The sequence below is a fragment of the Paenibacillus macquariensis genome (assembly GCF_900156375.1).
Classification (GTDB): domain Bacteria; phylum Bacillota; class Bacilli; order Paenibacillales; family Paenibacillaceae; genus Paenibacillus_AQ; species Paenibacillus_AQ macquariensis.
Genome location: NZ_FTNK01000001.1, coordinates 361,582 through 375,432, shown reverse-complemented (window position 1 = coordinate 375,432; position 13,851 = coordinate 361,582). Strand labels below are relative to the sequence as shown.

General features: G+C 39.9%; 12 protein-coding genes and 1 other annotated feature. All 12 genes read left to right on the top strand.

Annotated elements, in window-relative coordinates:
• Nucleotides 1-31 precede the first annotated feature (31 nt).
• The 12 genes from pflA (at nt 32) to BW961_RS01710 (ending at nt 13,837) form a co-directional block, all read left to right on the top strand.
• Complete coding sequence (gene pflA / locus BW961_RS01765) at nt 32-757, top strand: pyruvate formate-lyase-activating protein (RefSeq protein WP_068589772.1); 726 nt, start codon at nt 32-34, stop codon at nt 755-757.
• A 193-nt stretch (nt 758-950) separates the two neighbouring features.
• Nucleotides 951-2,552 carry a glycoside hydrolase family 3 protein gene (locus BW961_RS01760; protein WP_068589774.1) on the top strand — a complete coding sequence of 534 codons (1,602 nt, stop codon included), beginning with the start codon at nt 951-953 and terminating at the stop codon, nt 2,550-2,552.
• Between the two features lie 144 nt (nt 2,553-2,696).
• Nucleotides 2,697-4,799: a copper amine oxidase N-terminal domain-containing protein gene (locus tag BW961_RS01755; RefSeq protein ID WP_068589776.1), complete on the top strand. Its 2,103-nt coding sequence runs from the start codon at nt 2,697-2,699 to the stop codon at nt 4,797-4,799.
• A 188-nt stretch (nt 4,800-4,987) separates the two neighbouring features.
• Nucleotides 4,988-5,455 (top strand): Fur family transcriptional regulator, encoded by a 468-nt coding sequence (locus tag BW961_RS01750; RefSeq protein WP_068589778.1) that lies wholly within the window; start codon nt 4,988-4,990, stop codon nt 5,453-5,455.
• Between the two features lie 2 nt (nt 5,456-5,457).
• Nucleotides 5,458-5,688 carry a membrane protein insertion efficiency factor YidD gene (gene yidD, locus BW961_RS01745; RefSeq protein WP_068589779.1) on the top strand — a complete coding sequence of 77 codons (231 nt, stop codon included), beginning with the start codon at nt 5,458-5,460 and terminating at the stop codon, nt 5,686-5,688.
• An 83-nt stretch (nt 5,689-5,771) separates the two neighbouring features.
• Nucleotides 5,772-6,040: a binding site (T-box leader), on the top strand.
• 77 nt (nt 6,041-6,117) lie between these two features.
• Nucleotides 6,118-8,088: a methionine--tRNA ligase gene (gene metG, locus BW961_RS01740; protein ID WP_068589780.1), complete on the top strand. Its 1,971-nt coding sequence runs from the start codon at nt 6,118-6,120 to the stop codon at nt 8,086-8,088.
• A 211-nt stretch (nt 8,089-8,299) separates the two neighbouring features.
• On the top strand, nt 8,300-9,217 hold the full coding sequence (locus BW961_RS01735) for a metal ABC transporter solute-binding protein, Zn/Mn family (RefSeq protein ID WP_068589939.1): 918 nt from the start codon (nt 8,300-8,302) through the stop codon (nt 9,215-9,217).
• Nucleotides 9,218-9,249: 32 nt separating this feature from the next.
• The gene (locus BW961_RS01730) at nt 9,250-10,008 is read left to right on the top strand and encodes a metal ABC transporter ATP-binding protein (RefSeq protein ID WP_082867614.1); all 759 of its coding nucleotides are present in this window, start codon (nt 9,250-9,252) and stop codon (nt 10,006-10,008) included.
• Between the two features lie 28 nt (nt 10,009-10,036).
• Complete coding sequence (locus BW961_RS01725) at nt 10,037-10,846, top strand: metal ABC transporter permease (RefSeq protein ID WP_068589782.1); 810 nt, start codon at nt 10,037-10,039, stop codon at nt 10,844-10,846.
• 11 nt (nt 10,847-10,857) lie between these two features.
• Entirely contained in the window at nt 10,858-11,568 is a 711-nt protein-coding gene (locus tag BW961_RS01720) for a cytochrome c biogenesis CcdA family protein (RefSeq protein WP_455430247.1), read from the top strand.
• A 171-nt stretch (nt 11,569-11,739) separates the two neighbouring features.
• Nucleotides 11,740-12,165 (top strand): transcriptional regulator MntR, encoded by a 426-nt coding sequence (mntR, locus tag BW961_RS01715; RefSeq protein ID WP_068589784.1) that lies wholly within the window; start codon nt 11,740-11,742, stop codon nt 12,163-12,165.
• Between the two features lie 88 nt (nt 12,166-12,253).
• On the top strand, nt 12,254-13,837 hold the full coding sequence (locus BW961_RS01710; protein WP_068589786.1) for a family 10 glycosylhydrolase: 1,584 nt from the start codon (nt 12,254-12,256) through the stop codon (nt 13,835-13,837).
• Nucleotides 13,838-13,851: the final 14 nt, after the last annotated feature.

Below are 13,851 nucleotides of genomic sequence, written 5' to 3'. Positions count from 1 at the left end.
AAGTCAGCGGATACAGAAAGGGTGACTTCATATGATCAAAGGACATGTTCATTCTTTGGAGACCTTTGGAACGGTTGACGGTCCAGGAATCCGCTTTGTCCTATTCATGCAGGGTTGCCTGATGCGGTGTCAATACTGTCACAATCCCGATACATGGGAGCTGAATGAGGGCAAAGAAATGACAGTTGAAGATGTGCTGTCAGAGATTGAGCCATATATTAATTACTACCGTTCCTCTGGAGGCGGCCTTACGGTCTCAGGAGGAGAGCCTAGTTTACAAGCTAAATTTGTTGCCGAATTATTTAGAGAAGTCAAGCGTCGTTGGAATCTTCATACGACATTAGATAGTAACGGCTTCAATGATGCGGATAAAATTAAAGAATTATTGGATGTTACGGATTTGGTGCTGTTAGATATCAAGCATATTGATGACGAGAAGCATATCAAACTAACCGCGAAAAGTAATGAGCGAACGCTCAAAACAGCGGAATGGTTATCAGAACATGGTCACAAGATGTGGATTCGACATGTTTATGTACCAGGCATTCATGATCTTGAAGAAGACCTTGTCCATTTAGGTGAGTTTATTGGTACATTAAATGGTGTAGAGAAGTTCGAAATCTTACCTTATCATCAGATGGGAATTTATAAGTGGAAATCATTAGGAATAGACTATCCGCTTGAAGGGGTTCCATCTCCTTCTGATGAGGAAGTACAACGTGCCTATCAACTTATTGAAAAGGGCCGTAATAATTAGTAGTTACAGTAAATTAAATTGAGGGCACTTTTTCATTTGAAATCGTGCCTTCTTTTTAAATTTATAATTGAAAAACTTCCACGTTACGTACATAATTAGATTTGTTCAACTAGACTTACTCATATGTGTTACATATCTAAAGTAAAACCCCTTTTTACAACGATGCGTCATTTATGAAAGGATTTGATAAACGATGAGTATTCTCAAGATGTCATTAGAACAAAAAATAGGTCAAATGTTTATGTGTGGCTTTGCAACGAAGGGGCTTAATGATCATGCGAAGACGCTAATTACAGACTATCATGTTGGCGGTATTATTTACTTCCGCAGAAACATTAATGATGTTAAGCAAGTAGCTGACTTGTCTATCGCTCTTCAAGAAATTGCTGCTAATGAAGGTCTTCCTCCATTATGGATTTCTACGGATCAAGAGGGAGGCATGGTAGCTCGTATTGATGTGGATGGTATTGATCTTATTCCAGGGAATATGGCCTTAGGAGCTGCGGATAATACCGAATATACATATAAAGCTGCACAATTGAATGCTTCGCAATTATTATCTTTAGGAATAAATATGAACTTAGCACCTAGTCTGGATGTAAACAATAATGCTAAGAATCCGATTATTGGCGTACGTTCATTTGGTGAGCGAGCAGAGAAAGTAAGTGAACATGGTGTAGCAGTAGTAAATGCTTATCAGGATCTGGGGCTCTCTGCAGTGGGTAAACACTTTCCAGGGCATGGAGATACAGACGTGGATTCACATCACGGACTCGCCGTTGTAGCACATGATATTACTAGACTTAAAGAGGTAGAATTGTTACCTTTCGTAAAAGCAATAGAGTCAGGTATTGATGCTATTATGACAGCTCATGTTATTTTCTCAGCGATTGAACCTAATGATATTCCTGCTACGTTGTCATCTGCCGTTCTAAATGATTTACTTCGTGTAGAAATGGGATTCGAAGGAATTATAATGACGGATTGTTTAGAGATGCATGCCATTTCTAGAAATGTTGGAATAGCAGAAGGGGCAGTGCAAGCCGTATTGGCTGGTGCAGATTGTATCTTGGTCTCACATAACTTAAGTTCACAGATCGAAGCTATTTCTGCTGTGAAAGAAGCTGTTGAAAGCGGTAGAATTTCAGAAAGTATCATAGATGATTCCGTAAAAAGAATTTTGGAAGTGAAACACAGACGTGCGCAACAATTAGGTGTAATCAGTAGCGAAGATGAACAAACGAAGAGCTTATTGACTGAAATTGCTTGTAAGAGTATTACTCTTGTTAAAGATGAAGGTCAATTGCCATTGAAATCCGATGAATCATTGCTGGTCATTTGGCCTGAGGTATCATTAGAGAATCAAATGGATGAACGTTGGAACCGCTTACTAACATTAGGGATGGCGCTTCAAGGTCAGGTGTCTGAATTGAAGGAGTTAAGGATTTGTTCAGAACCATCCGAGGCTGAGATTGAGAACGCTGTGAGTACTGCCAAGGGATATTCTCAGATCGTTATGGCAACGTATACCGCTGGAGGTGTGCTTCCAATCGGACAAAGCGATATCGTAAACCGCTTGTTAGAGCAAGAACATACTCGTTTTGTCGTAACGGCAACACGCAATCCGTATGATATTAATGAAATTGAGAACGTCCCTGCATACCTATGTTGTTATGATAATACATCAATAATGATACAATCATTGGCTTCTGTTCTGATGGGTTTACAAGAGGCAGAAGGTTCTTTACCAGTGACGATAAATGATCTATATACCGTAGGTTGGAAAAAAGCATAACTCGAATATGCAATTATAGGAAGGCTACTCTGGGTTTGGGAGCCTTCCTATTTTCTGCTGTGTAGCAACTTTTTGTGTTTTTATGCGTCTATTAGAATATGATGAGATTTTTATACAGAAATAATGGGATAGAGGAGCAAAATAATGAATTTCAAGAAAATTACAATATTGGCAATATTAGCGGTGTTTTCGTTGTCTCAGACGGCACTTCTCAATACTGCAAGCGCGGATAATAACTCCGTAGAATTAGAGCAAAATGGAGTAGTAACACAAGATGTATATGGTGGTGGAGCAGGTGGAACCAATCCTTTGGAGATTACTTCCCCACTCGATATAGATGGTGTACAGCCGATTTCAGCTAGCCCAAGTGACCTAATTCTTATGATGAATAGCGATAAAATGTATCAGAATGGTACGTTATATACATCAAGTCAACCGATGATGGTGAAACAAGGCGTCTCGTATGTGGCTGTTCGTTCTATGGTGGATCGTGTTGGTCTTAAGCTTACATATGATGGTAAGACGAAAGAGACAATTATTATAAGTGGCAGTAATGAATTACGGTTTAAGCTCAATAGTAAGATCTATACAGTTAACGGTGTAGCGAAAGAAATGAAAGGGGCGGCCTACCAACAGAAGAATGTATTTATGGTTCCGCTGACGTCCATTACGCAAGCACTTAATATTCCATATACCGTAGATGCAGTACAGAAGCGAGTTATTCTGAGTCTATCTACTAAACCAGTGGCTTTGTTCACGATTCAGGAGAAAGAAGTCATTGCAGGAGAGACAAAGGTCACTTATCAATCGAAAGCTTACTCCCCTAAAGGACTACCTATTGTTGAAGAGCGCTGGGAAGGGAATCAAGAAATCTTTCAGGAGGTTGGTCCTCACACGGTAACCTACTCCGTACTTGATAGTAATGGAGACTGGAGCGATCCCTACTCATTGACGATTCAAGTGAAGGCACCTAATTTACCGCCTGTAGCTATATTTACGACAGATAAAACAGATTATAAAATGGGTGAAATCATTACCATAACAGATCAAAGTACCGATGATGAGAATGATATTGTAAAACGTGAATGGGTTAATAAAAAGTTAGCATTCTTCAAACCAGGACCAGTGACGATTCAACTTAAAGTAACGGATGGACATGGTGCAGTAGGCGTTGTTGAGAAAACAATTAATATTACTGAAGAATTGTTGTACAATGAGACGGATTTCAATAAGTTATTCGCACCAATAGGAAATCAATACAAATTTGATGGATCTGTCGTACCTACGATGCCTCAAGTGCCGTATACTGTGACCTCGGAGCAAGTAACATTAATTCGTAGTAATAGCCCTGAAACAGTCTACTCCGAAGGTGTGGTGTATCGTGAGACGACATCAGGTGCTTCGCGGTTTATGATTCATCATGTTAATGCAGTAGGTAAAGATGTGAAGATGTATGTGGTAGCTACGAATAAGAATTTGGAACCAACAACTATAAATATTCAGGATTCTGGATTTGCAGGTCCTAATATGTATGCAACATTAGTAGGTAAGTTGTCTGCACAACGTTATTTCCAATCCATGCGAAATAGTTCTGCAAAACAGGATATCGTACTTGCTCCTGGTGAGAGTAAGATTATATTTAACGAATTAAATGAACTGAAGATGAGACCAATGCAAGTTATTTCATTATTGGCGGATATGTACAGTGAGTCTCCTGTTGAATATAAGGTCATTATGATTGATGCTAACAAAGATGTTCTTACAAGTCTGCCGTACTTACAAGATCTCGCAAGAGATGGCGTACACAATCGCGGAACCTATCCAGATGCTACTCGTCTTATTGAATATAATGAGCTGATTGGTTCAACGGCTCAACGTATCTCTTTAGGTGATAACAAAGGAGATCCAAATCTTGGCGGTGTAGATGGTATGACAGGTTTAACAGAATCCAATCTTGGTAATTTTGGGGTTATGTATAAGATTAGTATGAATCGAGTTGCGCCAAATACACTTATCACGTTTAATCCACGTGGTGGAGAATATTCCGGTATGGTCCTCATCAATGGAGAAATTGTATCTGTACCTGAAGGTAATGGGGCAGAGGGATCGCTCGCTTCTCCAAATGATACGAGTGTACTCTATCGCACAGGCAATTTTGAACAAAAAGTTGAGATTTGGTTCACAGCAGCACCAGGTAGTAATTTACCAGTGAATTTCATCTTCTCACCATTACCAGTACAAAAGTAAAGCACTCATATATTATTATAAAATAGAGGATCTCACTAAAATGTGAGGTCCTTTTTTATTTGGTTAATGAATTGAATAGGGAGTTACTGAGTGCACAATTGACGATAGTGTCGTTTTGTTGCATTATTATTAATAGTAGTAATGATTACGTAGAGGTATACTTACAAACCTTTAGGAGGGTGAGCGTAGTGTTGTCCACAGAACATATCATTGAAGTGATGTCGGCTCAAGGACTTCGTATAACGGACCAACGTAAGACGCTTGCCAAGTTATTTGGTGAACAATCAGATTTTTTATCGGCAAAAGAAGTTTACGATTATATGGGTAAAAAATATAGTGGTCTCAGCTTTGATACAGTGTATCGTAACCTGCGTGTTATGGAGGAACTGGGCGTATTGGAGCAGATTATTTTTGAAGATGGTGCCAAATTTAAAGTGCATTGCAGTGAAGTCCAACAACATCATCACCATATGATTTGCTTGCAGTGCCAGAAGACGCACCCCATTGAATTCTGTCCAATGAATTTAACGGATATTCCGGAACACTTTCAAGTGGTTAAACATAAATTCGAAGTGTTTGGATATTGTGAAGATTGCCAGCCCCTTATGAAAGAAGAGGGTAAGGTAGGTTTCGTGGGTGCGAATGGAGATCGTTAAAGATGACTTTATCTCGTAAAGTAATAAAGGGACCGATTGTTATTTACCGTAAATTCATATCCCCCTTAAAACCACCGACTTGTAGGTTCTATCCAACATGCTCTGCGTATGCACTTGAAGCCATTGAGGTCCATGGCGCAGCTAAGGGCACTTGGCTTGCTGTGAGAAGAATAGCTAAGTGTCATCCTTTCCACCCTGGAGGCGTTGATCTAGTACCTCCTTGGAAGGGCTGAGGGGATGCTTTAGCCTCTTTAGAGTAACCTGGTGTGTAACTTGACAAGTAACAACAATCTTAAGTATATTGAATTATATATGTTGATTTCCGAGGAACGGATGAGTACGAGAATACTGTTTAGTACAGAGAGCCGGGGTAGCTGTAAACCGGTCTAGGTGGATTCTCAGAATATGGTCCGGGAGGAATTGTTTTCGAGCTTGAAGGATCCCTATGGGTTATTCTTCGTGAGGGGACAACGTGTGCCAGCGTTAATGGACAGTTTCGAGTCATATCGGGACTGATGGAGCCTGTCACCTGCAAAGGTGAAGGGAATTTGGGTGGTAACACGTGAGATAACTCTCGTCCCATATGGGGATAGGAGTTTTTTTGTGTTTTTAGGGTTTACCAAGCAGACAAACGAACTATATTTTGAAAGGAATGATGACAAATGACTGAGAAGAAAACATTTTATTTAACAACTCCGATTTATTATCCAAGTGACAAGCTACATATTGGTCATGCATATACGACTGTAGCTGGAGATGCAATGGTTCGTTATAAGAAACTGCGTGGGTATGATGTTCGTTATTTGACTGGGACAGATGAACATGGGCAGAAGATTGAACGCAAAGCGGCTGAAGCAGGTAAAACACCTCAACAATTTGTAGACGATATCGTAGCAGGAATTAAGGAACTATGGGGAACGTTAGATATCTCTAATGACGATTTTATTCGTACGACAGAAGAGCGCCATAAGAAGGTTGTTCAAGATGTATTTGAACGTTTGTTACAACAAGGCGATATCTATAAAGGAGAATACGAAGGTTGGTATTGTACCCCTGATGAATCCTTTTTCCTTGAACGTCAACTTGTAAATGGGAACTGTCCTGACTGCGGTAGACCTGTAGAACGTGTGAAGGAAGAAAGTTATTTCTTCAAGATGAGCAAGTATGTCGATCGTCTATTGAAACATTACGAGGATAATCCTGATTTCATTCAACCGGTGTCTCGTAAGAATGAAATGATTAACAACTTTATCAAGCCTGGGCTTGAAGATTTAGCAGTATCACGTACGACTTATGACTGGGGTATCAAGGTTAAAAGTGATCCCAAACATGTCATATATGTATGGATTGATGCTTTGCTTAACTATATTACGGCTTTGGGATATGGGTCAGACAATACGGAGTTATTTGATAAGTACTGGCCGGCTGATGTTCACTTGATGAGTAAAGAAATTGTACGTTTCCATACCATTTATTGGCCGATTATTCTAATGGCATTAGACATCCCGTTACCGAAGAAAGTGTTTGCTCATGGATGGTTACTCATGAAAGACGGTAAAATGTCTAAATCGAAAGGGAATGTCGTAGATCCAGTTACGTTGATTAGTCGTTATGGATTAGATTCTCTACGTTATTATTTACTTCGTGAAGTACCATTTGGTTCAGATGGAACATTCACACCTGAGAGCTTCGTTGAACGAGTGAACTCAGATCTTGCTAATGATTTAGGGAACCTGTTGAATCGTACTGTAGCTATGGTAGATAAATATTTCGACGGAATTGTGCCTGCCTATCAAGCGGGTGTAACACCATTCGATCAAGCGGTTGAAGAATTAGCCAAAGCGACCTATGACAAAGTGGAAGAGTCCATGGAAAATATGGAGTTCTCTGTTGCATTAACTGTGATTGGACAATTTGTAAGTCGTAGTAACAAATATATTGATGAGACTCAACCTTGGGTTCTTGCCAAAGATGAATCAAAAGTGAATGAACTTGCTTCAGTCATGACACATCTTGTCGAAAGCTTGCGTATTGCATCGATTCTATTACAACCTTATCTAACTCAGGCCCCTCTAAAGATTTGGGCGCAACTTGGATTAGAGCAAGGCGAACTTACATCATGGGATAGTGGTAAAGTGTTCGGGTTGTTCCCAGCAGGAACGAAGCTAGTGAAGGGTGATCCTATATTCCCTCGTCTAGATGTAGAGCAAGAAGTTGCTTATATTGCAGAGGCTATGTCCGGCGGAGTAAAGGCGGCAGAAGCGGCAGTGCTAGAGCAAGCTAAGGATCAAGAACCTGTTGAGCATAGTGAAGAAATTGGGATAGAGGATTTCGCTAAAGTAGAACTTCGCATTGCTCAAGTCATTTCGGCTGAACCAGTGAAGAAAGCTGATAAACTACTGAAGCTACAATTGGATCTAGGATTTGAGCAACGTCAGGTCGTATCTGGGATTGCTAAATTTTATACGCCTGAGGAATTAGTAGGTCGTAAAGTGATTTGCGTTATTAATCTGAAGCCAGTTAAGCTGCGTGGAGAATTGTCACAAGGTATGATCTTAGCTGCTTCGCATGGTGATCAACTAACATTAGCGACTGTTCCAGATAATATGCCTAACGGGGCTATTGTAAAGTAATACGGTTAAATGGATAAGAATAGTGTAAATAGAGAACGGTATCCTCATCTGAGGATACCGTTTCTTCTTGGGCGTTCCTGTTGACAATTGAATCTAGCCTATTCTATAATTAGTTAACGGTAATGATTACGATTAAAGGTAGGAGTTGAATTTGAAGTTGAAAAAAAGAAACTATGGGATTACGCCCTTCATTGTAATATTAATCTTTATAATGATGTTAACCGGATGTGGGAGCACCTCAAACGGTGGTATGGAAGAAGGCAAAGTGAATGTGGTGACGACGTTCTATCCTATCTATGAGTTCGCTCAATTGATCGGTGGAGAGAATGCCCATGTCATTAATCTGCTTCCAGTGGGTGTAGAACCTCACGATTGGACACCGAGAAGCCAAGAAATTGTTAATACGTCGAAGGCTCAATTATTTATGTATAATGGGGCAGGATTAGAAGGCTGGGTTCCTGGTTTTCTAAAAGCACTTGATAAAGATAGTAAAGTTAAGGCTGTGGAAGTAAGTAAAGGTGTGAAACTGATTGAATCCGAGAACAGTGATGACGCTCATGATCACGGCGAAGTGACTAGTACTGAGAATATAAATGCAGATCAGCATCATGTGGATCCACATACGTGGGTGAGTCCCAAATCGGCGCTCGTGATGGCTGAGAACATTAAGAATAGTTTCATAGAAGTTGATCCAAGTCATCAGAGTCAATATGAACAAAGGTACCAAGTCTTGAATGATAAATTGTTAGCGTTGGATCAAAAATTTGAATCTGAACTAGCGAAAATGCCAAATAAGGAAATTGTAGTCTCTCATCAAGCATTCGGGTATTTGACACGTGATTACGGTCTCACACAGCATTCGATTATGGGATTATCTCCCGATGCAGAACCTCGTGCACAGGATTTAATCAAATTAGCCAAACTCGTGAAAGAAGAAAAGATTAAGTATATCTTTTTTGAAGAATTGGTATCAGATCGATTAGCGAAGACGCTGGCTGGTGAAGCTGATGTAGAGACTATGGTACTTAACCCTCTAGAGGGTTTGACGCAAGAACAGGAAAAGAATAAAGAGGATTACTTTACTTTAATGAATAGAAATTTGCAAAATTTAATTATAGCCTTAAAATAAAGGTAGAATTTAATTAGAAGGGCGGAGTACTTGTGAAGTCACTGACGGCCCAAAATTGTCATCAGAACATCATTGAAATAGATAACGTATCTTTCTCATATAGAAATCAGAAGGTATTGTCAGATGTGAATTTTGCTGTGAAAGAGCGCGACTTTGTGGGTATCATTGGATCTAATGGAGCAGGGAAGTCTACTTTGATGAAAATGATTGTAGGGCTACTACCTACGGAAAAAGGGAATATAAACTTATTCGGTCAACCCATTGAAAAGTTTAAAGACTGGGAGAGAATTGGCTATGTCCCGCAAAAAAACAATTTCAATCCGTTATTCCCAGCCACTGTGCGTGAGGTCGTACTCTCAGGAATGTACAACAACAAATCACTCTTCCGACGTGTTAGTCGTGCCATGCAACAACAGTGCGATGATGCATTAGAAGTCATGCGTATACAGGATATTGCGGGTAAGCGGATAGGAGAGCTCTCTGGTGGGCAACAACAACGTGCGTTTCTAGCACGAGCTCTCATTAACCATCCGGATTTACTTGTGTTGGATGAGCCTACGGTTGGTATTGATGCGCAGACGCAGGCGAGTTTTTTTGAACTTATAACTCACATGCATGCACATCATCATATGACCTTCTTAATGGTATCTCATGATCTGGATATGATTGAAGGATACTTAGGAACAACACCGAAACAAAAGAATGGCAATATTCAATTTTTTGTTAGACATTCTCATGATCTGCAAAATTGCGATGAGCGTAATTTAGAACATTCATTATCTTTTAGTTAAATGGAAACAGAATAAGGAGACGTTATTATTGCCACTTGAAATTTTGTTTAGTGATTTTTTTCAACGAGCGCTTGTCGGTGGAATACTTATTGGATTAACAGCCCCTCTCATTGGTATCTTTCTAGTGCTTCGGAGGCTTTCCATGATTGGAGATACCATTGCTCATGTGACCATCGCTGGTGTTGCGCTAGGTTTTCTAATTGAAGTGTATCCTCTTGGAGCAGGTTTGGTATTTGCGGTACTTGCATCCTTCGCTATTGAGAAATTGCGTAAAGCTTATAAAAGTTATGCTGAGTTATCCATTGCGATTATTATGTCCGGTGGCGTTGCGTTGGCCTCTCTCTTTTTTACATTAGGAATGGGGTATAATACGGATGTCATGAGCTATTTATTCGGAAGTATTTATACGTTAGATACGATGGATTTGTATGTGGTTGGAGGCGTTACAGTTATTGTAGTGCTTGTAATATCCCTGTTCTTTAAAGAGTTCTTTGTATTAAGTTTCGAAGAAGATGCTGCTAGTGTAAGTGGACTACCCGTGAAGTTGCTTAATATGTTAATTACGATCCTTACAGCTCTCGTAGTTAGTACAGCGATTAAAATAGTAGGGGCTTTATTAGTATCGGCTCTATTAACGATTCCTGTAGCGATTAGTCTACTGATTGCACGAAGTTTCAAAACTTCGGTCATATTGTCTGTCGTATTTGCGGAGACAGCGGTTGTGATCGGCTTGATGGTGGCGGGTATATGGAATCTAGCTCCAGGTGCAACAATTGTTCTACTATTGATAGCAATGCTGATTATAACGATGATCGGAAAAAAAGGTCTACCTAATTAGGAGGTGAAGGCGTGGAAATTAATATAACTCTTGCGTTTATGGCAGGTTTGGCTTCATTTATTTCACCATGCTGTTTGCCTCTCTATCCTTCGTATCTCTCTTATATTACAGGGATGTCAGTCCAACAGATTAAGACTGAGCAGAATAAAAAAGAAGTCCGATTCCGGACCATGACTCATACCTTGGCTTTTATTCTTGGATTCTCTGTTGTGTTCTATTCCCTTGGATTGGGTGCTGGATTCTTTGGTCATTTTTTCTCAGATAACAGAGGATTAATTAGACAGTTGTCTGCTATTTTGATCATGTTGATGGGTCTCTTCTTAATGGGTATATTTCAACCGAAATTTTTAATGAGAGAACGTAAGATGGATTTGAAATTTAAGCCAGCAGGATACATAGGGTCATTTATATTTGGAATTGGCTTCTCAGCGGGTTGGTCTCCATGCATAGGGCCGATTCTTGCTGCCATTATTGCAATGGCGGTTAGTGAGCCTGGAACATGGTTAGCGTTGATCACAGCATATACGGTTGGATTTGCGATTCCGTTCTTTATCCTTGCGTTCTTTATTGGATCGACGAAATGGATTCTGAAGTATTCCAATCTGATGATGAAGATCGGTGGAGCATTGATGCTGTTGATGGGGGTCTTGCTATTTACAGATCAAATGTTTAAAATTACGATTTGGCTACAACAAATAACACCTGATTGGCTGAAATTTTAATTTGACTTCAGAGTTATCCATCAACGTCGGGACTTGCAAAGTGTCTTGTTAAACATGTATCATTACATAAGCAGGTATTCGGAATTTGGAATCACGTTTATTAGAGATGGATTATCGAGTTACGTACGAATGTATCTTAATAATCTTCGTCAAGAGAAAAGAGGGAAGAAGATGCCAACGCCAAGTATGGAGGATTACTTAGAGCGCATCTATAAGCTAATCGATGAAAAAGGTTATGCGCGTGTTTCGGATATAGCCGAAGGATTAGAGGTTCATCCTTCATCCGTTACCAAGATGATTCAAAAATTAGACAAAGATGAATATCTCATTTATGAGAAATATCGTGGTCTTATTTTAACGACAAAAGGGAAGAAAATTGGTAAGCGCCTAGTAGACCGCCATCAATTGTTAGAACAATTCTTAACGTTGATCGGCGTTCAACATGAAAATATATATAATGATGTTGAAGGAATTGAACACCATTTAAGTTGGGACTCAATTACTCAGATTGAGATGCTTGTAGAATATTTTCGTCGGGACGAACAACGTATCCAACAATTACGTGATGTTCATAAGGAATTAGTCAGTGATTCGTAAACATAGCATCTGTCCCCCCATCAGAGACAGGTGCTTTTTTTATTGTTTATTACATATATAATCTATGGATTGAAAGGAAGGGATAGTTTTGAAGTTTAATAGATGGATCATCATGGCACTCATTGCAATCATCATGCTACCTTTAACAAGTTTTACAGCTCAAGCACAGACTAGTAAAAGTATTAAGATTCTACTAGATGGGGTTGAACTTACAAGTGATACTCCACCCTATGTGCTTCCCAAATTAAATGTAACATTAGTTCCATTACGCGTGATTAGTGAGGGGTTAGGGGCTACAGTAGCTTGGTCTCAAAGTACGAAGACAGTCACGATTGAGAGTGATACAGCTTCTATTCAACTCGTTAATGGGAAGAAGACAGCGTTGGTAAATGGTTCTGTGGTACCTTTGGAAACCTCGGTACAATCCAGAAATAATCGTACAATGGTGCCTTTGCGGTTCGTAGGAGAGTCACTTGGACTACAGGTGAATTGGAATCAGTTAGAACAAAGTGTGACATTAATAAGCAGTGCTACATCATGGCCTGACAACGGTGGTGATACCGGAACAGATCTCTCTTCTCTTCGAGGAGCTTGGGTATCTAGTGTGTATAACTTGGATTGGCCTTCAGCAGCTTCCTATGGAAAAGTGGAAAAGCAGAAAGAAGAGTATACTACTATGCTTGACCGTCTACAGGCCATCGGCTTCAACGCAGTATTCGTTCAAGTTCGTCCAGTAGGAGATGCATTATATCCATCGACATTAGTGCCATGGTCTAAAGTATTAACAGGGAAGCAAGGGATGGATCCTGGCTATGATCCACTTCAATATATGATAGATGAGACACATGCGAGAGGTATGGAATTTCATGCGTGGTTTAATCCGTTTCGTGCGAATACGGATACAGTGACATCCAAATTGGCAAGCAATCATGTTGCGATAGAACATCCAGAATGGATTGTGAATGCCAAAGGCCAGCTTATTATTAACCCGGGCATTCCGGAAGCACGTGCACATGTGAATGAAGTCATTATGGAAGTTGTTTCGAAATATAACATTGATGGTGTTCACCTCGATGATTATTTCTATCCAACAGGCGTTACGTTTGATGATGACAGTACCTTTAGAACATATAATCCAAATCAAATAGCGTCGAAAGATAACTGGCGTCGTGACAATTTAAATCAATTCATTGCACAATTAGATCAATCGATTCATGCGGTTAAGCCTCAAATAGCCTTTGGAGTAAGTCCATTTGGAGTATGGCGTAACAAGAGTGTGGATATTACGGGTTCTGATACCAAAGCTAGCATTACAGCCTACGATAATTATTATGCAGATATTCGAACCTGGATTAAGAATGGCTGGGTTGACTATGTCGCTCCACAAATATATTGGAGCTTATCTAGACCCGAAGTGAAATATGATACGTTGGTGAGTTGGTGGGCAAATGAAGTGAAGGGGACAGACGTAAGCCTGTATATCGGTCAGGCACCTTATAAACTGGGTACCACCGAAATTGGTTGGCAGAGTGCACAAGAAATTATTAACCAACTGAAATTCAATGCAAGTAAGCCTGATGTGGGTGGAAGTATATTTTTTAGTGCCAAAGATATACTGAAGAATCCACTTGGATTAGTTCCCGAACTGACTTCATATTACAGCCAGCAGTAATTATCATAATTAGT

Coding starts and splice junctions, on each gene's coding strand:
- pflA (WP_068589772.1), top strand. CDS start 32: ATGATCAAAGGACATGTTCATTCTTTGGAGACCTTTGGAACGGTTGAC.
- BW961_RS01760 (WP_068589774.1), top strand. CDS start 951: ATGAGTATTCTCAAGATGTCATTAGAACAAAAAATAGGTCAAATGTTT.
- BW961_RS01755 (WP_068589776.1), top strand. CDS start 2,697: ATGAATTTCAAGAAAATTACAATATTGGCAATATTAGCGGTGTTTTCG.
- yidD (WP_068589779.1), top strand. CDS start 5,458: ATGACTTTATCTCGTAAAGTAATAAAGGGACCGATTGTTATTTACCGT.
- metG (WP_068589780.1), top strand. CDS start 6,118: ATGACTGAGAAGAAAACATTTTATTTAACAACTCCGATTTATTATCCA.
- BW961_RS01735 (WP_068589939.1), top strand. CDS start 8,300: ATGATGTTAACCGGATGTGGGAGCACCTCAAACGGTGGTATGGAAGAA.
- mntR (WP_068589784.1), top strand. CDS start 11,740: ATGCCAACGCCAAGTATGGAGGATTACTTAGAGCGCATCTATAAGCTA.